Source organism: Arthrobacter sp. (assembly GCF_031179385.1).
Lineage (GTDB): Bacteria > Actinomycetota > Actinomycetes > Actinomycetales > Micrococcaceae > Arthrobacter_D.
In genome coordinates this window covers 1-23,803 of the sequence record NZ_JAPSHV010000037.1, presented here as the reverse complement: position 1 = coordinate 23,803, position 23,803 = coordinate 1, and the positions used below count along the sequence as shown (strand labels likewise).

Here is a 23,803-nt window from a genome sequence, read left to right as displayed (position 1 = left end):
ACCATGCGCGAAGGCCTGAACACGCTCCGTGTGGCTGAGGCAATGATCGACTCAGCCCGCGCCGGCCAAATGGTGGACATCCCGGCGTGAATCCGCGCATCGTTCTTGCCACCAGACTTTTTCCACCTGAAGTTGGAGCCGCCGCTTTTCGGCTGAAAGCGCTCGTGACTGCTCTGCAGAGTACAGGGGCGTCGGTGACGGTAATGACGACCGTGCCGCCCAATGGGGGCCGTTCGGAGCGTGGCATTTCACGTTGGCCGGTTCTCCGTGACCGCGGGGGGAATGTTCGCGGGTATGTTCAGTATCTGAGTTTCGACCTGCCACTGTTTTTCCGGTTGATCCTGAGCCGCGCAGATGTGATCGTCTCAGAGCCGCCACCCACCACCGGGCTGATCGTTGCTGTGTCCTCCTGGGTGAGGAGGCGGCCTTACGTCTATTATGCGGCGGACGTGTGGACCGATGCCGTGATCGCCATGGGCGCTTCGGCGCCTGTGGTTTCAGTTATGCGTTGGATCGAGGGCGTCGCCCTAAGGAACGCCTCGCATGTGCTTGCCATATCTGACGGGGTGGCGGATCAGCTACCGCAATTCGGTGTTTCGCCGGACAGGGTAATTGTTGTAGGCAACGGTATAGACACTGAGGTTTTCAGCCCGAACGGGCCGCGTGTACTGCCGGGACATCCCTATTTTGTTTACACGGGCACGATGTCGGAATGGCAAGGCGCCGAGGTCTTCATCGAGGCCCTCAAAATGCTTGAAGACGACACAGATGTTCGGTTGTACTTCCTCGGCCAGGGTGCGTCAGAAACAAAACTGCGCGAACTTGCTGAGGAGGTCGTGCCGGGCAGGGTGATCTTTGGCGGGGTGAAGTCCCCCGAGGAGACTGCTTCATGGATCCGCGGAGCCGCTGCTGCGCTCGTCAGCATCGTTCCGGGGAAGGGATACGACTTCGCTAAGCCCACGAAGATCTACGCTGCGGCGGCGTGCGGAACGCCTGTCATATACGCCGGCGCCGGGGAGTGCGCCACCATGGTTGCTGACAACCATCTTGGAGAAAGCGTCGACTACGAGCCGTCCCTGGTTGCGGAGGCAATGCGAAGATTTCTTGCCGGGCAAGACGGGAACTCAGAGTCGCGCATTGACTGGGTGCGGCGCAACGCATCGCTGCGCACGGCTGGTGAGCGGGCTGCCGCAGCCGTATTGGCTGCGCAACCTGCATAGGTTCAGGTACTTGCCGAAGAAGTTCGGCCTAGTGAATTCCGATACTGCCGAGAAGGGCAGCCGCCACCTGGTGTGCTGCCTGTCCCGATCCGTACGGAGCTGCGTTGGTCGCCGATGGCGTCGGCCGGGTGACCGCTGACTTCAGTTCGCTCAAGTCAGCCGACACGAGAACGTTCCAGCCAAGCTCGACCGTCTCAACCCACTCTGTCTCTGGCCGCACAGTTGTACAGGGAACGCGCAGCAGGAACGCTTCCTTTTGCAACCCGCCCGAATCGGTGACTACGCCCGCGGAGTGCTGGACGGCGTTGATTAGTTGCGGGTACGCAAGGGGACATATTGACTTAACCGCGCCCTGATTCAGCGCGATGCCATGACCTTCCGCTAGAGAGCGCAGGCGGGGATGGGCCAGAAGGAGGACAGGTTTGTCCAGACTCGCCAGCTGATCCACAATCTCACCCAGCCGGTCCGCGTCGTTTGTATTGTCTGGACGATGGATGGTGCTGACGTAGTACTGACCCGCAGCGAGGCCTTCGGGAAGCGGCTCGTGCTTTGCCTGCACAGCATCCCTGGTCCGGTACAGCACATCGGTCATAACGTCTCCGACCAGTACGCTGCGGCCAGCCAGACCTTCCGTTGCGAGGTGTTTCATTGCAACTTCGGTGGGTGCGAGGAGGAGATCGGCCGCGTGGTCGGTCAGCACCCGGTTATGCTCTTCCGGCATCCGTCGGTTGAACGAGCGCAGCCCCGCCTCCAGGTGCGCTACCGGAATGTGCATCTTGACTGCGGCTACGGCGGCCGCGAGCGTCGAATTAGTGTCGCCATAGACGAGCACCCAGTCTGGCCGGGTTTGCTCGAGTACCTCTTCAAGCCCTGCCAGCATGGCCCCTGTCTGCCGTCCGTGCGTTCCCGAGCCCACGGCCAGATTGAAGTCCGGTGCGGGGATACCAAGATCCTGGAAGAAGACATCTGACATCAATTCGTCATAGTGCTGTCCGGTGTGCGCTATGAGATGGTCGGCTTTGCCCCGGAGTGCGGAAGCGATCGGCGCCAACTTCACGAACTGAGGGCGCGCGCCTACAACGCTGAGAATTTGCATGGGTTCCACTCTAGTTCCTGATGCTCCGGCGCTCAGGTCGCCGAGATCAGGAGCTCCTTGACTACAGTCCGTTCTGCATCTTCATCGGTTTCCGAGCTGAGGGCACGGGCGCTCGCGTGTGCGTTCTGCTTGAAGGCGGCAATGGCTTCCCTGCTCAGTGAGCCGATAGCTCGCGCAAGGGCTTCCGGCGAGAAATCTTCTGCTATTGCACCGAGCTTGTACTGCTCAATGAGGCGCGATGTCTCTGGAGATGGGCTGAAAACGATCGCAAGCCTGGCCTGCACAAAGTCAAAGAACTTGTTGGGAAGCATGAGAGCGTGATTGCGGGTCTGCGGTGGAAGACTGAATATCCCGACGTCATACGCGTTAAGAACGTTGGGAAGATCATCCGGAGCCACCGGCGGCAGGAGCCGTACGTTGCCGTAATCTCTCGCCAAACCCTCCAGATGAGCCTTGTATTTCCCGCCGTCGCGCGCTGGAACCAGATAGAGGTCCAGCGTGTAGCCCCGTCCGAGCATTCCAACTGCTTGCATCATCCCTTCGAGGTTTCGCCCCGGTACAGCTGCTCCACTGTGAACCAGTCGGATGGTGCCAGGCAGCATCGGCGATGGCTCGACGTCGACGAGCCGGCGGGCGTTCCGAACTGTCACCGTCTGGATTCCGAACTGGGCACGATAGAGGGCGGCGATCGAATCGTTGACCACGGACACAGCTGTGACGTGGGGGAGGTGCCGAGCACATACCCAGGTCATGAAGGGTTTGATCAGGATCTTCCAGGACAGAACGTGCACCCGCTCTTCTGGCGCCCACTCGTGCATGTCGCCCCAGACTGGTGTGCCCTCTCCCGCTATTCGGCGGGCCAAGGGGAGTGCTCGAGCTTCATTTGCAACGACTAGATCCCAGTCGCCTTGGGCGAGGTTAAGAGCCCTCTTCACAGCTGGGGCTCGGAATTCGACCAGCCGATACAGACGCGCCGCCAAGAGGGCCACACCAAGGGGCGTTTGAGGTAGTGACGGCAGGTCGGACTCGATTTCGAGGTGATTCGAAGCACCTTCTGGTTTGGTTCCGTACCCTACGGTCGTCACGTCACCGAACTCCGCTAGAACCGCGATCTGCCGAAGCACCCGCGAGTCTGCGCGGATATCGGAAAAGGAGATGCAAAGGATCCTGGGACGCATGGCACCACTGTAGTTGGGCATACCACCCGTCGGCACGCCAATGTTGGGTCGGGTAACCTAGACCGGGCGGGGAAACCTGCCGCGCTGCTGCTCATCCATTACAGGAGACTTTGTGAACGTTGACCTTATCGTCGTAGGTTCCGGCTTTTTCGGCCTCACAGTGGCCGAGCGTGCTGCCGAGGAACTCGGCCTGAAGGTCGCAGTGTTGGACCGCCGCCATCACATCGGCGGCAACGCCTACAGCGAAAACGAGAAGCAAACGGGTATAGAGGTGCACCGCTACGGAGCGCACCTCTTTCATACTTCCAACGAACGCGTGTGGGAATACGTCAATCGCTTCACCGACTTCACGAGTTACCAGCACAAGGTGTACACGAGCCACAAAGGTGAGGTGTACCCGATGCCGATCAACCTTGGAACTATCAACCAGTTCTTCCGCGCTTCAATGGGTCCCAGTGAGGCGCGGGCGCTGATTCAGGAGCAGGCAGGGGAGCTCGCTGGGACAGATCCCGAGAATTTGAATGACAAGGGAATCCAGCTCATCGGCAGACCGCTCTATGAAGCGTTCATCAAGTACTACACGGGCAAGCAGTGGCAGACCGATCCCAAAGACCTTCCGGCAGAAATCATCTCGCGACTGCCTGTCCGTTACACCTATGACAATAGGTACTTCAACGACAAGTACGAGGGCCTTCCAATTGACGGTTACACCGCCTGGATTGAACGCATGGCTGCGCACCCCAACATCACTGTGGAATTGAACACTGACTTCTTCGATGATGGGCACCCGTATTCCCGAACGGCCACCCGCGGCCAGGTTCCAGTTGTATATACGGGCGCTGTTGACCGGTACTTCGATTACGTCGAGGGTGACCTGTCATGGAGGACCATCGACCTTGAGGAGGAGGTGCTCCCGATCGAGGACTTCCAGGGCTGCCCGGTGATGAATTATCCCGACGAAGACGTTCCCTACACTCGCATCCACGAGTTCAGGCACTTCCATCCGGAGCGGGATTACACAAAGGATGCGACAGTTATCATGCGTGAGTTTTCGCGGTTCGCCGAGAAGGGTGATGAACCGTACTACCCCATCAACACCGAAGCCGACCGCAGGAAGCTCCTGGCATATCGGGACCTTGCCAAAGGCGAGGACATGGTCCTGTTCGGCGGACGTTTGGGAACCTACAAGTACCTCGACATGCACATGGCCATCGGGTCCGCGCTGTCCATGTTCGATAACAAGATCAAGCCCCACTTCAACGGTGGCGCAACGCTCGAGAGTGGGGGAATCGACGCATGAGTACTCCTGCAGTTGTGAATGATCAGATGAGCAGCCCCGACCAGGAACAGACTTGGCGGACAGTCCACAGAGTTGTGTTTCCGGAGGGCGGCGACGTGGACACCATGCCGCTATATGCCGACTTCAACAGCCCGCGGCGGGTACGACCGGAGCCGGACGGACAGTCCTCGAAGGGAACGTCCGCGACCGCCCTGCCTGCCGAGACCCACCCTGATTACGTTCTCAACCGCCGTCAACTGGCACTTCCGCCGCGCGAACGGGTGTCGATGGGCACCTACTTCAATGCATTCCCGGCCAGCTACTGGCGCGCGCACACGGGCATCCGCACGGTTCGGCTGAGCGTCACTCTTGATGCCGATGCAACTATCGCCATCTACCGATCCACAGCTCGCGGAATCGTAAACAGGGTCAGTAGCCAGAAGGTCGGTGCGGCGGAAGGCCACTCGCTGACCGTCGACCTGCCGCTCGCCAACTTCGGCGACGGCGGCTGGTACTGGTTCGATCTTTCTGCACACGATGATCAGGTCACCCTTCAGGACGCTCACTGGAGTGTCCAAGCGCCTCAGCACGTTGGCACCGGCAAACTCACAATCGCGGTCACCACGTTCAATCGGCCGGACTACTGCGTTCGAAATTTGAAGACCATCGCTTCATCCGCTGAACTGATGGACGTCATTCACCGCGTCATCGTCACGGATCAGGGAACGCAGAAGGTAGCCGCAGAAGAAGGGTTCGCCGAAGCGGAAGCCAGCCTTGGTGGAAGGCTGGTCGTTGTGAACCAGCCGAACCTGGGCGGCTCGGGCGGTTTCGCCAGGGGCATGCTGGAAACCATCAACGACTCCGAGAGTAGCTACGTCATGCTGCTCGATGATGACGTCGAGATGGAAACAGAGGGAATTCTAAGGGCGGCGCAGTTCGCTGACTTCACGACGGAGCCCACCATCGTGGGCGGCCACATGTTCAACCTCTTTGAGCGCTCCGTTATGCACCACTTCGGCGAATCCGTGGATTGGTACCGCTTTCGCTACGGATCCTCGCCGAACACGGAAGAGGCTCACGACTTCGCAGCGAGCAATCTGCGTGACACCCCGTGGATGCACCGCCGGATCGACGTCGATTACAACGGGTGGTGGATGTGCCTCATTCCCAGCGAGATCATCAATAGCATTGGTCTGGCACTGCCTGTCTTCATCAAGTGGGACGACGTCGAGTACGGTATCCGTGCACAGGCGAACGGGTACCGGACTGTCACGCTGCCCGGCGCCGCCGTCTGGCACATGCCGTGGACCGAAAAAGACGACACGATCGACTGGCAGGCGTACTATCACCAGCGCAACCGGTGGCTCGCGACCCTCCTGTACTCGCCGTACAAGCGGGGCGGGCGGATGCCTCAGGAAAGTCTCGCTGTGGACGTCCGTCACCTTCTGTCCATGCAGTATTCGTCGGTAGAGCTGCGTTTGCAGGCACTCGAAGACATTTTGGAGGGTCCTGACCATCTGCACCGGTCACTCGGCTCGAAGCTAGGGGAAGTACGCGCGACGCGGGCGCAGTTCGACGATGCACGGGTCGCAGCCGACCCTGCATCCTTCCCCGCGGTGAAGCGCAGCAAGCCGCCACGAAAGGGCAAGGGACCGACGCAGGCCCGCAGCATTCCGGCGGCACTGGTCAAGGTGGCGAGCGGTGTTCTACACCAGGTCAAGCCCGTTCCGGGAGAGGCCAGGGAACATCCCGAAGAGCACATCGCGGCCATGGACGCTCGCTGGTGGAGGCTCTCGCAGCTGGACTCCGCGCTCGTGACTTCATCGGACGGGTCCGGGGTTTCCTGGCACAAACGCGACACCGGCAAGGCCCGGGAGCTGGCGCTCCGCAGCGCATCGCTTCACCGACGTCTGTTGGCGCAGTGGGACGAACTCGCCGAAGCCTACAAGGCCGCCCTGCCGCAATTCACGTCGCCCACGGTATGGGCTGAGACTTTCTACGCAGCCGGTGCGCACGGAAACAAGGCGGAATGACGGCAGTTTCAGGTGAGCCAGAGGGGCCTGCGCAGGCGGAGCTGAGGGTACCCGGGCGGGGAGCGGGTCTGCGCGATGTCGCACGCCATCGATTCCTCCTCAAACTCCTGGTCGACAAGGAGATCAAGGTCCGGTACCGCGGATCGGTGCTTGGGCTTCTCTGGTCCTATGTGAAACCTGGCGTCCAGTTCATTGTTTTCTATATAGCACTTGGCATCTTCCTTGGGCTCGAGCAGAGCGACAGGAACCCTGACGGGCTTCCGAACTACGCGATCTACCTGTTTTCGGGCATCGTGCTGATCAACTTCTTCTCGGAAGCCCTTGGCAATGCATCGCGGTCTATCGTAGGTAACAGCGGCCTGATCAAAAAGATCTATCTGCCGCGGGAGCTATTCCCGGTATCAGCAATATGGGTATCGGGTGTTCACTTCCTCCCGCAGATAGTCATTCTGGTAGTGGCGTGTCTGTTTACCGGTTGGTCTCCGTCCGTCCTGCAGTTGATCGTGGCCGTCGTGGGATTTCTTATCGCTGCTTTGATCGCTACCGGATTGGGCCTGATCTTCGGTGCCATCAACGTCTACTACCGCGACGCCGAGAATCTCGTTGACATGCTGCTGATGGTGGCCACGTGGGCATCGCCCGTCCTCTATTCCTGGGAAATGGTACGGCGGCAACTTGGCGACACAGCGTTGTCCATCTACATGCTCAATCCACTGACAGTTAGCGTAGAAACTTTCCACTACGCCTTCTGGTTGCCGACCACAGATCAGCAGTTTGAACTTCCACCGGGGTTTCTGCCGGTGTGGCTTCCGGTTGCCCTCGCTGTTGCATTATTTACGGTCATCCTCGGACAGTACCTTTTCAGGCGCCTTGAGGGCCGCTTCGCGCAGGAGTTATAGACATGGCGTTGGCGATTGAGATAGCAGGCATCCAGAAGCGGTTCGCCCTGCGGCATACGAGGTCTCTCAAGGAGACGGTGCTGTGGCTCCTGAAGGGAAGGAAGGGCGACCTGTCCAAAACCTTCCCCGCGCTAAATGACGTTTCCCTGACAGTGGAAGAGGGGGAAACGGTAGCCCTGCTGGGTTTCAATGGTTCCGGAAAATCCACCCTTCTCAAACACATCTCAGGTGTTATGCTGCCGGACACCGGCACGGTACGGACGCGGGGGCGGGTAGCGGGGCTCATTGAAGTGGGGGCCGGGTTCCACCCTGATCTGAGCGGGAGGGACAACGTCTTTCTTAACGGCGCCATCCTTGGAATGTCCGAGAAGGACATTCACCGACAATTTGATTCAATCGTCGACTTCGCTGAAATCGGCGAGTTCATCGATACAGAGGTCCGGTTCTACTCTTCCGGTATGTACCTGCGGTTGGCATTCTCGGTTGCTGTTCATACGGACCCTAATGTCTTCCTGATCGACGAAATCCTCGCGGTGGGGGACGAGCCGTTTCAGCGCAAGTGCATCAGCAAGATCAAGGAACTGGCGGAGGCCGGGAAGACACTGGTAGTAGTCAGCCACGATCTCGATCTGATCGCGCAGATCTGCAGGCGCGGCATCGTGCTGGAAAAAGGGCGCGTCGTCCACGACGCGCCCGTCGCTGAGGCCATCGCACACATCCGGAGACAGTAAATTCTCGGTTCTCGGCGCTAGCCGCAATTGGTCACTTGATAGAGTTTGGCATCGCCTTCTTCGTCCACCAGTTCATAGTTGGTAGCGCCATCGACTTCATCAAAGGCCGGGTAGGAGTGTGCCAGCGGACGATCCAGCAGGTAATAATCACCGAAGTCGAGGACATACTTGACTCCCAGTTCCTCAGCTACGGCACATGCCTCCGACGCAGCGCCAGCCGAGTCCAGCTCACGTGCAATGAGTGACAAATTCGTCGACAGTTTTCCCATGTGGTACTGGGTGACCTCGGTCCCGCTGAACGCATAGGCCAGAGCGCTTCCATTCCAGGGATTGACACCGACTACCGCATCGTCCGGAACAACCTCGTCTAGGCGCTCGAGCAGCTCGCGCTCGGCGGGCGAGAGAATAGTGGGATTGCCCGCGTATGTGTGGTTCAGATGGGTGGCGACGACCATCTGGTCGATTGGTCCGCGCTGACTATATAACGCGCCCAGGGCGACGAAAGCCAGGGTCAGCATTCCCGCAAGTATTACTGACGCCCTTCGGCGGGAGGATCCAGCATTGAGGACGCGCTGCACGAGACGACGCCCGCCGGTGAGGAGGTAGGCCGCTCCGAATGCCGCAACAACGATGGTCGGGATCGGCAGAAGGGAGGCCAGCCGCTGCGGATCCTGGTACCAGGATCCAGTTAATGCCATGCGGACAAAGCCACGAGGCTCGCTTGCCGCGATCACATAGAGCAGAACGGCGACCGCGAACACGCCGATCAACCAGAGCGGGGCTCTCCCTTTCAGGATGCCGACTATCCCGGCCGCGGTGGCGATGCCTAGAACCACGGCGGCATCGCGCCCGTGCGGTGCGCTGGTGAGCGCCTCACCGATCGCATCCCAACGGCTGTCATTGAATGGTAGCCAATTGTCATAGCCAGTGATGAGCAACGCCCGCCAAAGGGCAAGGAAAGCTGTTGCTGTCATGACCGCGACGACGCCGGGAACCACCAGTGACCGGGCGGCGCCGGTCCGGTATCTCGTCCGCGCCCAAGTCCACCATTTCCACACGAGGGGTGGCACGCTGAGGGCCAGCAACGCCGAAAAGCCGTTCGGTTGAGCGGTGAACAAACCTGACAGGCCGGCGGCAAGGGCTATGAAAGAGCCCATCGGACTGAACCCCAAGCCGCCGGGTGACTTCAGGACGGATACGACGACGGCAAGGACAGCCGGAAGGATCGAATAGGAGAGCAGATTCGGGTAGAGGGGACCGAAGTCGAGCAGACCCAGGGGGAACGCGGGAAATGCTGCCGCGAAGATGCCGGCAAAGAGGACCGCGAACGGCCGCGGGCCGACGATGACCCGGGTAAGCAGGACCGCGCTGAGGGGCCAGACCAGCGAGCAGATAACGATGTTGAGGGCATTGATCGCCACAGGGATCGACTGGCCGCTCAGCTGTGCAACGATCGAGGCGAAGCTGTGCCAGGCCGCAGGGTAAATGGCTATGCCGGCGTCGGGGTTGACCATGCGTCCGAGGGTGAGGCTCGATGCCTGGCCTTCCTCCAGGACATACCTCACCGCGTTCAGGTGATAGACGTTGTCGTAGCGTTGCGCAATATTGTCCGGGGCCCCGAGTGCCCGAGAAATGTTGTAAACGGAAGCCGCCCCGCCGATGGCCAGTCCGACGAGCCCAGCTGTCACCGAAAACCGGTCCAACCGCGGGGAAAAAGTGCGGGTAAACCGTGCATCGACCAGCCTGGTTACTCCGAAGGCGATAGCGCACAGCACGAGGCTCAGGAGCAGAAAGGTCAAAACCGACCACTCCAGCCCCAGGAAAGCTGCCACGATGCCTGTCACACCGGCAAGCGCCACCGAGAACATCGGCACCAGGCCCACCGCGAGGGGTCCACGTGCGCGCAGCGCTGCCGAAAACAGAAGTCCAGGTATCAAAAGTAAGGCGATCGCCGTAGCGATCGCCGGCAGGGCAGCCCACCAGGACATTTAGTACTCCTGCGGAATCTTAGAAGACGTGGTCGGCGCGAGCATCAGGGACAAAAACCCAAGCTGGCGAACCCATCGACACTATCACGATGGATTGACGCGCAAGGGCGACGGTTGAATCAGCAGGCGGTGATCTTGTACAGGGTGTGTGGTCCCTGCCTGTGTACAACTTCGAAGCCCTGGGCGGTGTCCGTGCCGTAGAAACCCGGCCAGTCGGCAAGGCCGTCGCTGGCGTGTGACATCCCCGGCTGATCCTCGTAGAAGTGGGTCGCCCCAAGCGTGCTGAGCGCGTGGCACACAGCCGGGTCGGAATGAATCCCGTTGAACGAGGTGCGCAGGTACTCCTTGGCTTCGTTGCCCGAGGTGGCTGAGCCAAGCTGGGTGTACACCACCCGGCTCTGCCCGAGCGTGTAGAAGTAGGTTTCGCCATTGAACGGATCCCCAATGACGACGGCGTCGTCAGGTAGAAGGCGAGACGCCTCCTCGATGAAATCCTGCTCTCCTACGGTGAGGACGCCCATACCGCTGGCGTCAACGCTATAGTTCCTCGCAGTCACAGCGATCCGCTCGGCAGCGCGGAAATTGTCGGACGCCACGTAGATCACGGCGATGAGCAGGAGGGCGGTAGCAGCGGCGGTGTAGCCGGAGGTGAGCCGATGTGCACGGGCGCTTCTGCCTTCCATTGCGCGCTGTACTACCCGGGCCGTGCCCCGCGCGAGCTGGTCCACGGCCCAGGCGGCCAGAAGGGCGCCTGTCATGGCAATCATCGGAGCGATCCGCTGTGTGTCCTTGTACCAGAAGCCTGTCAGCCACCGGGCAGGATTCTCGGGCCCCGCGGCAAGAATGTGAAGGAGCACGAAGAATATCCAGGCCACTGCCAGTGCGCGGTGGCCCCGAAGGATCAGGCAGGCAAGCGCGCCCACCGCTGCCAGGAGTCCAACGTAGAGGTTGAACCCGTCGATGTCCGGCGGCTGCAGCACGGGGAAGGTCGCCAGATCGAAGACCGCGAAGGGCACCGCTTCCGGAAGCTCTGCCCGGACGGATCGGTTGTAGCTCATCACAGACTCCAGCAGGCGGGACTGCCCCAGGACGGCTGTCGCTGTGATGAAGAGCCCAACTCCGGCAATCGCCGAGATAACGGCACTCTTCCGGTGGTGCCGAAAGGCCCTGCCGAGCCACGGGACACCATAGGCGACCACAAAAGGCCCCGCCGCCACCGCGACGGCCATCACCGCGCCCGGATGGGCAGCCGCGGCGCCCGCCAGGGTGAGGACGGCTACCAGCACAGTCGGGAGCACTCTTCGCTGCCAGAATTCCTGCGCGGCAAGACGTTCCCGGTGGGATGTGCGCAGCAGCCGCAGGGCGAGAATGAGTATGGCGAGAGCGGCAGGCACAAGGGCAGTGCCGAGGCCGTTGGGCCACTGTCCGCTGCGCATGAGCTGGGCGAAGGGAAAGCTGAGGTACGAGGCACCGAGGACTGGGGCAAGAAGCCAGATGCCGCGGCGTTCAGGGAAAATCACCGACGCCAGGTAGGCAAGCCCGGCCGGCCAGAGGAGCCCACCGATGACGAGCGTCAAGATGTTGGAGGCTGTAACAACGTCATCCGGTATCAGCGATACCACCACATGCCAGCCGACGGGGTAGTAGCTGCCGCCTGCAGCGAAAATAGGGGACACGCTCCAGGGAGTGGCTTGTCCGGACTCGCGTATCCACTGGACAGCGTTCATGTGGAAGATCGGGTCCCAGCCCTGTGACGCGGTGTCCACGCTTCCCATGCCCCTATGGAGCGCGACCACCGTCAACAATGATGAAGCGGCGACGGCGGCACCAAGAGCCGAAACGAACAGCCACCCGTAGTCGGGTACCGCTTTCCGTTCGAACCGGAACCGCCGTCCAACCGGCCAAAAGATACCGAAAGTGACCGCCGTGGCGAGTGCCGCCGTCGTGAGGTTCCACGGAATATCCAGCACTGCGAGCACGACGCCGGCGACGCTCAAGGGGACAAGCCCGACAGCGGGCGCAAGAACCAGGGCAGACGGCAGAGAGGTGCCAAGAGGCAGCAGGACTAGTAGACCAGGCACAACGAGAATTGCGGCGGCGATCAAACCCACAGGCACTAGTGCTGCCAGGTGAACGATTTCCTGCAGCATCAGGAGGCAGGGCTCATCGACGAAGCCGGCTGCCCAGCGACCTGCCCGCGGACCGTCCGAACCGGGTCAACGGACCGCGGAGCGCCGGCGCGGGGCTTTGCTGGCCGTAGAGCTCCCGCGCTTCGGACTCCTTGAGCACACTGAGCTCGTCAAGTCGCAGGGCAAGTGATCCGGCGCCTTCCGGGCTGTTGTTCGCATGACCGCCTCCCAGGCTCCACCGGCTCCCCAAATCAATGAGAGATTGGTGCTTTACGTCGTAATAGCCGGGCTTGACGGGTAGCGCGACGCCGTCCGCTCCTGCCGCTGCCGCCAGAAGATGAAAATGGAACCGCGTGGTGATCCATGTCTGCCGTCCGGACAGCGGTAGCCCTTGCTGCCAGATTTCCGCGAAGGACAGGAAGTTCTCAGCGGGAATGATTTCAGCGAGGCGATCGAACGCCACGCGGTCTGCTCCCGGAACCGCTTCCACGTAATGGATGGAACGTCCGGCAGCAACCATGGGCTCGAGGATGGCCCGCGCGGTGGCGATCGCGCTGTCCGCCAGGCCGGGATCGGCCGTGTCGCTCTGAATGCATACGAAAACGCCGTCGCGCTGGTTTCTCCCAAGTTCGCGCTTTATCCCAAGAAACGCATCGTCTGGAGTCTGAGCGAGCCCGTACGCGTCCGAACTCGCCGCATCCCGAGCGGTTGCATGCGCGAAATCGTCGAACAGGGTGCGATTGGCAGGTTCGTCAAAGAGACCCGGCATGAGCCCAAGACCGGTCCCGTATAGCGGGGCACCCGTCAGATTGTGTACGGCACGCATCCCGTAGATGAGGGCCGCGTGATGAGCCCACATGCCGTTGATGTAACCGCCGCCAATCAGATGGAGCGAGGCCGCCTCACGCAGCATCAGCAGACCCAGGTCGAAGGAAGGGGAACCGAGGTCGGTTACCAGCGACATCATCCGTTCCGTGAGTTCGGATGCCGGCAGATCCTGGTTCTCGGCCGCGCACCGCCACAGCGTATTCGTGATGTGCAGACGCGGATGAAGGCCGGCAAAGAGGATTTGCGCCGAACCGGGGTGCGGGCAATCGAGCCAGACATCGTCGTCGGGCCTTTCAGCTGCAAGGAATCGGAGCCAGGACGCCGTGATGAACTCGTCGCCGAAATTCGGGTGTCCCGACGGGCCGACAAGATAGAGGGGCTTGCGATTCATAGAAAGACCTTAGCGCAGCGCACGTACGCCGCTTGGTGTGCCGGCACGACGTCGCTGCTGGAAGAACCGCCGTCATCCGTAACCGCGGGAGCTTGCATGCGTTCGGCTAGGGCGGCCTTCGGAGGGAGGGGTGCCTGCTATGGGATACTTGCTGGGTGAGTCGCACCTGGATCGTCATTCCCCTCTACAACGAAGCCCCCGTAATTGGCGAGGTTGTCCGGGGACTGCTTCCGTACTTTCCCTATGTGGTTTGTGTCGACGACGGCAGCTCCGACACTTCGGCAGAGGCTGCCCGCGAGGCGGGGGCCGTCGTTGTTCAGCACCCGGTCAATCTGGGCCAGGGAGCCGCCCTACAGACCGGGTTCGAGTACGCGCTATCGGATCCGGAGATGACCAGCGTGGTCACTTTCGACGCGGACGGCCAGCACCGGGTCGAGGACGCGATGGCGATGGTCGCACGGCTCAACTCGGGCGAGGCGGAGGTTGTACTGGGTTCCAGGTTCCTGGATAACCGCACTAATATTGGGTGGTTGAAGCGCTTGGTCCTGCGGACCGCAGCATTTCAGACCCGCCTCACAACCGGGATGCCGCTGACTGACGCGCACAACGGGCTCCGGGCATTTTCACGCAGCGTCACGTCCAATATCCATCTGACGCAGAACCGGATGGCGCATGCGTCCGAGCTCGTGCAGTTGCTGGCCGTGCTGAAACCACGCTGGACCGAACATCCGGTCCAGATTATTTACACGGACTATTCGAAGTCCAAGGGACAGTCCCTCCTCAATTCGGTCAACATCATTGCTGACCTACTTTTTAGGTGATCTAACGTGCTATTCATCGTGCAAATCTTGCTGGTCCTTGCCGTCGCCATCGTCTCGCTGGTGTTGATCCGCGGCGGGTCAAATGCAAAGCACATGGCTGTTCGCAGGATCATGGTCCTGCTCTTCGCGCTGACCGCGGCACTCTCCATATTCTTCCCGTCATTGTTGACAGAGGCTGCTCACCTGCTCGGGATTGGTCGCGGCACCGACCTGGTCCTGTACGCCTTCATCGTCAGTTTCCTGGTCTACATGTCGACAACGCACCAACGCTTCCGGCATACGGAGGCGTCGATAACCAAGCTCGCGCGCCGTGTGGCGTTGGATGAAGCCGTTCGGCCATGGGAGAGCAAGAAGTCTTCCGACAGCCATATCGGACCGGCAGTCTAGGCCGCGTATCAATGGCTGCCTTCACAAGGATGGGGTGCGTGTGAAAGTCGCTGTCACCAAGGGGACGCTGCGCGTTCCCCCGACGTATTTCGCCCTGACTCATGCCGAGCTGATGGCCGGAAAGCACGAGTTCGAGATGTTTTGTCTGGTAGCAGACGTCCAGGCCGCAACACGAGTTCCGGTCCACGACTTCGTACCTCTGCGCCGGCATGGGTTTCGCAAGCGAGAAGTTATCATGCCTGCGTTCATTCCCGCGATGGTGCACGCGGTCACCAACTTCCAGCCCCATCTCATCCACCAGCATTTCGGTACCTGGGCTCTGCCGGCCACACGGGCGGCAAAAAGCTCACGTATTCCGCTGGTGACCACTCTTCATGGTGCCGACGTTTTCGCCTTCGGACGTCAGGCTTCGACCGCGATGGCCAGGTGGCATCATCGCAATATCAGTGCGGCCAACGAGCAAAGCGGCAAGCTCCTTGCCGTAAGTAATTTCCTTGCCGGAGAGGCTGTCGCCGCCGGATTGGATCGGCAAAAGCTCGAGGTGCACTATCAGGGTATCGACACCGATTACTTCACGCCGGATGACGCGGTTGATCGGGCTCAGACAGACGAAGAGCCTGTCCTGCTCTTCGTCGGTGGGTTGAGCGAACGGAAGGGAGTCAGGGACCTCCTTCGCGCATCTTCGTCCGTGCAACTACAAGTACCGCACCGATTGGTGATTGCAGGAGATGGTGAGCTCGGCGAGCATATCCGGCAGACAACTGCATCTGATCCTCGGGTCGAGCTCGTCGGTTCCCAGGACCGCGCAGCAGTTCGGAAGCTGTTGCGGGACGCAAAGGCACTCGCTGTCCCCAGCCGGACGCACAACGGATGGCGCGAGGCCGCGGGACTTGTTGCCCTGGAAGCTGCCGCATGTGGAACCCCCGTCATCGCCAACAATTGCGGGGGGTTGAGTGAAATGATCGTCGACGGCACAACCGGCGTGCTGGTTGAAGAAGGCAACACCGAAGCGCTAGCGGATGCGATCAAGCAGATGCTGGGGCTTTCACCCGATGAGTACCGTGCAATGTCCGCAGCCGCACGGAGGTTCACGGTCGAAGAACGAAGCCTGCACAAGAGTTGCGCTGAGCTGGCTGATCACTACGACGACGTCGTGTGAGCGAATCGTGTGGCAAAGACCTTCAGCGTTGAGGCAAGTCCGTAGTATGCGTCGACGGATGGATTGCGACGACTTGTAATCCAGGCTGTTCGCACTGCCGACAGGTCAACTGCAATGAGCACGTCGGCCGCATCGAGGACTGACAGTGCGCTCTTGTTTTCTCGCACGGCCCGCCAGAAAACTCGGGACTGGTCCAGCGGTCCCAGGGAGTTCAGCAACCGACCAGCGGGATAACGCTGGAGCACCCGCTGGAGCTTCCCGGCTCCGATGCGCGCAAGCAGACGATCCACCAGCGGGGCCCGCTGGGGCGTGCCTACGACTACGCCTTCCGGAATGTCCCGGGAGGGCAGCCAGCTAACGAGACGCACGGCTACATCGCGCTGAGAAACTCTCTCAAGTTCTTCCTCGAGAGACGCTTCACCCAATCCGGAGCGAAGCAACTGGTCGGGATCCGTCGGGGATCCGATGATGGCGACAACCTTAAGCGGGGCGTTCACGAGCCGCTGTCCTTTCCGATGAGCGAGCGCAGGTGCTGAATGCGAGGGAGGAGTTGTTTCTCTCTGGAGAGGTGAGCCGCCCACTTTTGGTTTTTCGCGTAATCATCTTCTGTCATCGACGCCGCGCGATCCGCCGTTTGAAGGAATACTTCGCAAGCACTTTCGGCGCTAACCTCGCTAAGGGCAAACCAATCCTGCCGTCCCTCGAGAACAGTGGTTGCAGCGGTCTCCGGATGGTGCAGTGATGCTATGGGGAGTCCGGTCGCAGCGTACTCAAACACCTTTCCACTGGTTACATACTTGCTTCGTCCGAGAATGAGCAACAAGGCATCAAATGTCTTGTAAACGGCGGCCACCTCCGTTTTGCTGACAGGACCTTCATAAGTGACACCAACATCCCGATACTCGTCGAGAAGCGAGAGAACTTTGGGATCAGGCTCGGAATAGTGCCCAAGACGTCCCCTGATGATGAGACGGGACGCTCTGACAAGCTCCGATTTTTCGCGGGCGAGCCTCCAGCCGTTCAGCGACTCACGCAGCGGCATCGGACCGTAGATCGTACCGAGGTAGCCAAATACAAGACCGCTATCGAATGGGTCGACGGAGGCAGGCTTCATGCCACGGAACTGATCAGCAAACTCCTCCTCGAAAGCGTTCGCGACAACGTGGTAATTGGATGCACGCGGAGCATACTCGCGCTCGTGCCAGTCGCGAATAGGGGCGTTGACGAACCATGCCTCCGCAGCATGGGCCAAAAGGCGCCGCTCAGCCCGTGCGGAGCGCGAGCGCACTGATCCGAGACGCTTGTCCTGGTACACATCCAAATGCCAGGTGTCCCGATAGTCCATGACGTATGGGACTCCGGCCTTCTTGTAAAGGTGCCAACCAGGAATGAAGTCAACGTTAGGATTCGCCGTACCAATGACGAGGTCCACAGGATGGTTCCGGTGCACCTCGTCCGTCGCACTCAGCAGTGCGCTCTTCCACCCTCCGTATACCGGTTCAGGGAAGGAGATACGGTCCTTCTGCGCGCGTAGGTAAGTCCACAGGAGATTCGATGCCACTCGGCCGCGGGACCACTTGGACAGATCCGGCTCACCACGGATCCAACTGAACGGCACCCGTACTACGTTCACCCTTGGATCGACGTTCTTCTCAAGCTCTGTGTCGGTGCCGGTCTGATACTCGAAGACCTCGCGACTTGCAGTGAGAACGGTGACATCCCATCCATGGCGAACGAATGCGTTTGCGGTGGCGAGCGCGCGATACACGCCTGCACCTCGAGAAGGGGGATACCCCCACGCGACATAAAGCAGATGGGGTCTTTTCTCAGCGGACATCCAGTTATCTCCCTCGGCTAGGCCGCTAGCAACTCTACATCGGGGCAGAACCACGGCACCAAACACCTCTGCTAGGTTCGGACTATGTTCTCTGGCACCCATGAGCCCCGCGCACTTCACCTCTACGACTGCGCCGACGTCGGCGCGACACTCGTTGAGTATGGCCGGGCCGCAGGTCGGCCATGGCGGTACCTGCCCGCACGGGATACGGCTGCTGATGGGCCCAACGTTTTGGGATCGCTCCGAAGGGCTTCCGGGATAGCAGGCTGGACTGCCCGGCGCTGGCTTGACAGCGCCAATTCTGACCTGCTGCACATTCACTTCGGCACCAGGCTGGACGTTGTTACGAAGCGGCCGCGCCGGCCCTTCGTCGTCCATTACCACGGCACTGATATTCGGACCTTCTACTATGACCCTTCGCAGCGGGAGAAGATTCAGTGGGGCGCGGACAACGCAGCTGCTGTGCTGTATTCCACGCCCGATTTGAAGCCGCACGCTGAGGCAGCGCGTGGTGACGCAATCTATCTCCCGAACCCGGTCAATCTGGCTGAAGTGCCCACGTGGAAACCGACAAGTGAACCTGTCGTAGCGTTCTCATCCCGATGGGAAAGCTCGAAGGGCGGAGAGCGGCAACTCGAGTTGCTGTCAGCGGTCCGTCGGGCAATGGGTCCTGAAGTGCGTATTCAGGGCCTTGATTGGGGCGATCGTGCCGCTGAAGCACGAGCTCGAGGAGCTGAGCTCGTCCCGAAGATGCCCAAGGACAGGTACCTGGAATGGCTCTCCCGCGCGCACTGTGTTGTCGGGCAAACCTCTGGAATTCTGGCGATGAGCGAGTTGCAAGCGATGGCGATCGGGGTTCCGCTGGCGGCTCCGGTCGACAGCGGATTTTACCCACCACCCATTCCCGTACTTGGCGGGGATACGCCCGAGGAAATCGCAGACAAAGTGTCTAGTGCTGTTTGTGACCCGGTTGCAATGTCGGAGAAGCTCCAGGCCCGGCGGTGGATCGAAGCACATCATTCTCCAGATGTTGCTGTGGAGCGCCTCGCTGCTATCTACCGCGAGCTAGCTTAATCCTGCTAGAGCAGCCTGGCGCGCGAAATCGGGAACCTGCGCAACGACCTCATGGAAGGACCCTTGGGCCTCGACACGCCCGTCCTTCATGAAGAAAACGATATCGGCGGTCCTGATCGTTGAAAGTCGGTGCGCCACCGTAATTACGGTGACTTCTCCGTGGAGTTCGTTGATCGCGGTGGTGACTGCCGCTTCTGTTGAGGTATCAAGTGCGCTGGTGGCTTCATCCATAACAAGGACGTTGGGATTGTTGTATAAAGCGCGAGCTATTCCCAGTCGTTGTCTCTGACCCCCCGAAAGTGAGAGTCCGCGCTCGGCCACCATAGCGTCGATTCCGTCAGGGCGGCTTCTAATCGTTTCCAAGAGCTGAGCACGCCGTAGAGCCGTCTCGACCTTTGCCCTATCAACATTGGAAGGATTCCACGTGAGCGCTACGTTCTGACCGACGGTTGCATCAAAGAGGGATACCTCCTGTGGGACATATCCGATCCGCTTCCGCCAGTCATCCAACACGAACTCCATGCGTGTACCCCCCACTTCGAGGTAACCGCTGCTGGGCTCAAGTAGTCCGAGCAGCAAGTCCACGATTGTTGACTTGCCCGCGCCGGATGAGCCCACAAAAGCGACGTGAGCACCAGCAGGAATCGTTATCGTCACATCGTCGAGAGCCGGGGAGTCTGAATTGGGGTAGGTGAAACTGACGTCCCGCAATTGGATATCCAATTTGCCGGAGCTGAGTTTTTGCTGCGGACGATCTCGTTTCCGAGCCGCGAGGAGCTCCTCTCCTGCACGAATGTCGCGCATGACGTTGTTGGCAAAAGAAGCGCTCGAATTCGCTTGTGATTGCACGGCCTGGAGTCGGGTCAGCGACGGCACGAGTCTGAAACCCGCCACGGCGAACAGCCCGACAGCGCTGACGGCACCTTCGGGGCCGCCAATCGCAAGTCCTACACCCCCAACGAGCGCGAAGCCGACGATAAGCGCTGTCTCGAGGACGTATCGCGGTACCTGACTAAGGAAGATCGACTGCGCACGAGCCTTCGAACTCCTGGTCCGCGTCTCGTTTACCCGTTCCTGCACATCGGGAGCGCGCCCAGCTAAAGTCAGTTCCTTAAGGGTGTTCATAGCTTCGGTGAGCATCATGACGGTCTTGCTTGACCAGAGTCGGTTGTCTCTGCCCGCTTGCACCGCCCGTGGCGAGATGATCCTTGCCAAAACAAGGGCGACGAGCCCGAGGTAGACAAGCGTAACCACCGCGATGACCGGTTCCGCCACGAAGAGGACGACGATGACCGCGATGAGCGTTCCGAACTCGCCGAAGAGAGTCATCGCGGGAATCAGCACGCCAGAGACGGTGATGCCAACGCCTACATCGACCATGCGAACGAGTTCACTCGAGTTCTTTTTCAGACGTTCGGACCAGGGAGAGGACAGGTAGGAAGCGAACAGCTGGTTTCCGATGGAAACTTCATGTTGCGCGAACCTTGCGGTGGCCAACCGTAGGAGAACAACCGCAAGAACACCTTTGAGAATGATGAGTACGCATACCGCGACCAGTATTGGGAGGACGAAGTTGGATACGTCACCCAGCACGGGGAGGACCACAGCACTGCCGCTGACAAGTGAAGGAAGCAGGAGCGCGATCGTGCCAAGAGCGACCATGTCTAGGACGGCCAGGCACGCACTTGCGAGCCCATACCCCAGCAGAAAGCGTCTGCTTCCCGCTGGGAGTGTTGCAAGAAGCGGCCGAAGAATCTTGAATAAGTTTTTCATTCCTGCTTCAGAATACTCGACCCATGCTTGCAGGTACGGTGCGCGAACTTGTGAACGCTAGGCTGGTTGCCATGAAACCCCGTCTGCTGATCCTTTGTTTTTCACCACTGAGACGAGATCCGCGTGTTCTCCGCCAGCTTGCGCTGTTGAGTGATTCATACGAGATTTCAACATGTGGCTTTGGGCCCGCGCCCGATGGCGTTCAGGAGCACTATGAGATCGCCGGAGATTCCATCGGATGGTGGCCATCTGAGGTGCGCATGGCGGGTGCCTTGCTGTTGGGACGACGATTCGAAGCTTTCTACCGGAATGAGCCCAGGGTTCGTGCCGCCTTGAATCTTGTACCGAAGGGGACCTTCGATGTCATCATCGTGAACGATCTCAATACGGTTCCTCTTGCCGCACTGCTCGAACCAGTTAAAGGCTTCCATGCTGACCTGCACGAGTGGGAACCTAGACTGCCGGGACGTGGATTCAACTGGACACTGATGGGATTGCCCTACCTCCGATGGCAGTTGCGGCAAGTGCATGGCGCCAAATCGGTCTCCACCGTATGCCAGGGCATAGCAGACCGCTATCGCAGTGACTATGGCATTGAGGCAAGCGTCGTTATGAACGCGTCCGAGTACGCTGATCTGCAACCGTCTGCGGTCCGCACTCCGCTCCGCCTCGTTCACAGCGGCGGGGCAAATCCCGCTAGGCGAATTGATTTGATGATTGATGCGATGCGGGGACTTGAGAACGCGACCCTGGACCTCATGCTCATGCCTACCGGCGAGGGAACTGTCGAGTCATTGAAGGCTCACGCCGAAGGAATAGAGAATGTTCGTTTCCGTGACCCTGTCCCCTTCAAGGATCTGGTCTCCACCTTGAGCGAGTACGATGCAGGGATATTTCTCCTCCCGCCGACGAACTTCAACTACGAAATGGCGCTTCCCAATAAATTGTTCGAGTATGTTCAAGCGCGCCTTGCCGTAGTGATCGGCCCGTCTCCAGAGATGGCAAGGGTCGTTCGTGAACATAATTTGGGAGTGGTCTCCGACGACTTCACCTCCGAGTCCCTCCGGGCGGCAATCCGATCGCTCTCCGCTGCCGACGTCGATAGGTTCAAAGCGAACAGCCACGCCGCGGCCCATTCCTTATCTGCTGACCAGGCTATTAGGCCTTGGGCCGACGCAGTGAATTCGATCCTCAATCTTGAAGGACAACGCGTCTAGCAGGGCCGCTGCTGGCAACGACAGACACTTCAAAGGCCGTCTTGGCGGGCATCCCCACGAACCTGTCGTTCAGCGTTACATTAGGCTCCATGACCAGCGAGGGAACCGATCCCAAGGTAGTTCACTTCTTCGATTGCGCCGACGTCGGAAAGACATTGGTGAAGTACGGTCGGGAGGCAGGACACCGTTGGCGGTACCGGCCATGGCTTCCTGAAAGCATGCGTCCGCTGGACCGAAAGCCGACGTTCCCCGTCCTGACGAGGGCTCAATGGAGTGTACGGAGAACCCTGGAAGCGGTTCAGTGCGACGTCATGCATATACATTTCGGGACCCGTACCGGCGCGGCCAACAGTCGCCCGTATATCCCGTTTGTTATGCACTGGCATGGAACGGATATCAGGAAGTTCTCCTACCAAGCGGCAAGCAAACCGGCAATCGAGTGGGGGGCGAGAAGGGCGGCGCACGTGGTTTATGCCACGCCTGACCTGCGTCCACACGCCCATCGGCTTCGCCCTGATGCGACATATCTGCCCATTCCGGTTGACTTCATGGAGCTCCCGATGTGGCGTCCGGAGGGCGGGCCCAAGGTGATTTTCTCGTCGCGGTGGGATGAGTCGAAGGGCGGCAGCGCCCAACTTGAGCTCCTGCGTGATTTGAGGGCGCAACTTGGTAAGGATGTCGTGTTTGAAGGCTTGGACTGGGGCGGCCGCGCCGAGGAAGCCAGGGCCTTGGGAGTTCGGTTGGTCCCACGTATGCCCAAAGCTCAGTTCCTCGAATGGCTCTCCCGGGCCCACTGTGTCGTCGGACAAACGTCAGGAATTCTTGCGACAAGCGAACTTGAGGCCGTAGCGATGGGTGCCCCGACCGTCATCGAGGTAGGGAACGACTACTATCCTGATAGTCCTTTCCCGACAAATGTCGGCCGGGACGGGCTTGTAGCGCGGGTTAGCGAAGTACTGGAAGACCCCCTTGCGGCTGCCCAAGCTTCAAATGCTGCTGCCTGGGTTCGTCAGCACCACGGTCCCGAGTCGCTGATACCCCAGTTGGCAGCGATCTACAGGTCCGCTGCCGGCCGTTGATTCGCCTGTTCTCGCCGGATCAATTGAACGGTGTGCCGGCGATGGTGTAGGCGCTCCATCCTGAGCCGACGGTAGCGGCCTCGCCGAAGCCGTTGGTGGTGAAGGGGTAGTAGGTAAGGTACCCGGCCGTGTTGCGACCTATGATGCCGCGGCTGGTTGTCCCGTTGAAACCGTCCACTGCATTGACGGCGTCGACTCCGCCCCAACCCCTTCCGACAGCGGTACGCGACCCCGACAGAATTGTTCCCGTTCCGCTGCCGGTGTAGCGCAGCAGGTTGTTGTTGGAATCGCGGGATAGCAGGTCCATGCGTCCGTCGAGGTTGTGGTCCGCCATGACAATAGGCATGCCGACGAAGCCGGACCCGATCTTCACGCCGCTGCCGAGTCGGTGCGTCGAGGTGTGGGGCCAGTAGTAGAGAGCTCCGTCGGAGCGTGCACCGACGATCGTGGTCCCTTGTCCCTTGACCCAGGGCCCGACTGCGAGACTGAAGTTCTGCCAGCCGGAGGAGCCGATCTGGACCGAAGGGCTGAACCCGCCGCTCGGCTTGCCCGGGTAGTAGCTAAGGCTTCCGTTGTTCCACTGGGTGAGGATGTCGATCGTGCCATCGGCGTTCCAGTCCACCGGGTTGATGGACTTGATGCCGGTCCATCCGGTCCCTATCTGGAACCGGGTGCCAAAGCCGC

The 23,803-nt window shown here is 60.2% G+C and carries 19 protein-coding genes and 1 pseudogene; 11 read left to right on the top strand and 9 right to left on the bottom strand.

From position 1 onward, the window contains the following. The first annotated feature begins 86 nt into the window (after positions 1-86). Positions 87-1,220 carry a glycosyltransferase family 4 protein gene (locus RIF85_RS07495; protein WP_309071293.1) on the top strand — a complete coding sequence of 378 codons (1,134 nt, stop codon included), beginning with the start codon at positions 87-89 and terminating at the stop codon, positions 1,218-1,220. Between the two features lie 28 nt (positions 1,221-1,248). Here the strand turns inward: RIF85_RS07495 and wecB are convergent, their stop codons facing one another. After that, positions 1,249-2,316 carry a non-hydrolyzing UDP-N-acetylglucosamine 2-epimerase gene (gene wecB, locus RIF85_RS07490; protein WP_309071292.1) on the bottom strand — a complete coding sequence of 356 codons (1,068 nt, stop codon included), beginning with the start codon at positions 2,314-2,316 and terminating at the stop codon, positions 1,249-1,251. Positions 2,317-2,348: 32 nt separating this feature from the next. Further along, a complete protein-coding gene (locus tag RIF85_RS07485; RefSeq protein ID WP_309071291.1) occupies positions 2,349-3,494 on the bottom strand; it encodes a glycosyltransferase in 1,146 nt (381 codons plus the stop codon). 112 nt (positions 3,495-3,606) lie between these two features. On the opposite strand from RIF85_RS07485, the gene glf reads away from it, so the two are divergent. Genes glf through RIF85_RS07465 form a run of 4 tightly spaced genes read left to right on the top strand, consistent with a single transcriptional unit; the run spans position 3,607 to position 8,436 of the window. Next, entirely contained in the window at positions 3,607-4,794 is a 1,188-nt protein-coding gene (gene glf / locus RIF85_RS07480) for a UDP-galactopyranose mutase (protein WP_309071290.1), read from the top strand. Continuing rightward, positions 4,791-6,806, top strand: coding sequence for a glycosyltransferase (locus RIF85_RS07475; RefSeq protein ID WP_309071289.1), 2,016 nt, complete (start codon positions 4,791-4,793; stop codon positions 6,804-6,806). The genes glf and RIF85_RS07475 overlap by 4 nt, the downstream gene beginning before the upstream one ends. Continuing rightward, on the top strand, positions 6,803-7,705 hold the full coding sequence (locus tag RIF85_RS07470; protein ID WP_309071288.1) for an ABC transporter permease: 903 nt from the start codon (positions 6,803-6,805) through the stop codon (positions 7,703-7,705). Before RIF85_RS07475 ends, RIF85_RS07470 begins: the two co-directional genes overlap by 4 nt. A gap of 2 nt (positions 7,706-7,707) precedes the next feature. Beyond that, positions 7,708-8,436, top strand: coding sequence for an ABC transporter ATP-binding protein (locus RIF85_RS07465; protein ID WP_309071287.1), 729 nt, complete (start codon positions 7,708-7,710; stop codon positions 8,434-8,436). 17 nt (positions 8,437-8,453) lie between these two features. On the opposite strand, the gene RIF85_RS07460 is transcribed toward RIF85_RS07465, so the two are convergent. The 3 genes from RIF85_RS07460 to RIF85_RS07450 all read right to left on the bottom strand — a co-directional run bounded on the left by RIF85_RS07460 (position 8,454) and on the right by RIF85_RS07450 (position 13,772). After that, positions 8,454-10,424 (bottom strand): DUF6541 family protein, encoded by a 1,971-nt coding sequence (locus tag RIF85_RS07460; RefSeq protein ID WP_309071286.1) that lies wholly within the window; start codon positions 10,422-10,424, stop codon positions 8,454-8,456. A 119-nt stretch (positions 10,425-10,543) separates the two neighbouring features. Further along, positions 10,544-12,574: a DUF6541 family protein gene (locus RIF85_RS07455; RefSeq protein ID WP_309071285.1), complete on the bottom strand. Its 2,031-nt coding sequence runs from the start codon at positions 12,572-12,574 to the stop codon at positions 10,544-10,546. A 13-nt stretch (positions 12,575-12,587) separates the two neighbouring features. After that, positions 12,588-13,772, bottom strand: a complete 1,185-nt coding sequence (locus RIF85_RS07450) for a polysaccharide pyruvyl transferase family protein (protein WP_309071284.1) — start codon at positions 13,770-13,772, stop codon at positions 12,588-12,590. Positions 13,773-13,927: 155 nt separating this feature from the next. Between RIF85_RS07450 and RIF85_RS07445 the strand changes: the two genes are divergently transcribed. Genes RIF85_RS07445 through RIF85_RS07435 form a run of 3 tightly spaced genes read left to right on the top strand, consistent with a single transcriptional unit; the run spans position 13,928 to position 16,139 of the window. Next, positions 13,928-14,593, top strand: coding sequence for a glycosyltransferase family 2 protein (locus tag RIF85_RS07445; protein ID WP_309071283.1), 666 nt, complete (start codon positions 13,928-13,930; stop codon positions 14,591-14,593). A gap of 18 nt (positions 14,594-14,611) precedes the next feature. Further along, positions 14,612-14,980: a DUF2304 domain-containing protein gene (locus tag RIF85_RS07440; protein WP_309071282.1), complete on the top strand. Its 369-nt coding sequence runs from the start codon at positions 14,612-14,614 to the stop codon at positions 14,978-14,980. A 40-nt stretch (positions 14,981-15,020) separates the two neighbouring features. Next, on the top strand, positions 15,021-16,139 hold the full coding sequence (locus tag RIF85_RS07435) for a glycosyltransferase family 4 protein (protein ID WP_309071281.1): 1,119 nt from the start codon (positions 15,021-15,023) through the stop codon (positions 16,137-16,139). Here RIF85_RS07435 and RIF85_RS07430 read toward each other — a convergent pair. After that, on the bottom strand, positions 16,121-16,636 hold the full coding sequence (locus tag RIF85_RS07430; RefSeq protein WP_309071280.1) for a hypothetical protein: 516 nt from the start codon (positions 16,634-16,636) through the stop codon (positions 16,121-16,123). The two genes, RIF85_RS07435 and RIF85_RS07430, sit on opposite strands and share 19 nt — an antisense overlap. Continuing rightward, positions 16,633-17,976, bottom strand: coding sequence for a glycosyltransferase (locus RIF85_RS07425; RefSeq protein WP_309071279.1), 1,344 nt, complete (start codon positions 17,974-17,976; stop codon positions 16,633-16,635). The genes RIF85_RS07430 and RIF85_RS07425 overlap by 4 nt, the downstream gene beginning before the upstream one ends. A gap of 84 nt (positions 17,977-18,060) precedes the next feature. Here RIF85_RS07425 and RIF85_RS07420 point away from each other — a divergent pair, with 84 nt between their 5' ends. Continuing rightward, entirely contained in the window at positions 18,061-19,050 is a 990-nt protein-coding gene (locus RIF85_RS07420; protein WP_309071278.1) for a hypothetical protein, read from the top strand. Here the strand turns inward: RIF85_RS07420 and RIF85_RS07415 are convergent. After that, the gene (locus RIF85_RS07415) at positions 19,042-20,643 is read right to left on the bottom strand and encodes an ABC transporter ATP-binding protein (protein ID WP_309071277.1); all 1,602 of its coding nucleotides are present in this window, start codon (positions 20,641-20,643) and stop codon (positions 19,042-19,044) included. The genes RIF85_RS07420 and RIF85_RS07415 overlap by 9 nt on opposite strands. A 203-nt stretch (positions 20,644-20,846) precedes the next feature. Here RIF85_RS07415 and RIF85_RS07410 point away from each other — a divergent pair, with 203 nt between their 5' ends. Both RIF85_RS07410 and RIF85_RS07405 read left to right on the top strand, forming a co-directional pair. Next, positions 20,847-22,040, top strand: coding sequence for a glycosyltransferase (locus RIF85_RS07410; protein ID WP_309071276.1), 1,194 nt, complete (start codon positions 20,847-20,849; stop codon positions 22,038-22,040). A gap of 548 nt (positions 22,041-22,588) precedes the next feature. Further along, entirely contained in the window at positions 22,589-23,119 is a 531-nt protein-coding gene (locus RIF85_RS07405) for a hypothetical protein (protein WP_309071275.1), read from the top strand. Positions 23,120-23,138: 19 nt separating this feature from the next. Here RIF85_RS07405 and RIF85_RS07400 read toward each other — a convergent pair. After that, positions 23,139-23,803: pseudogene (locus RIF85_RS07400) on the bottom strand (D-alanyl-D-alanine carboxypeptidase); the annotation flags it as partial.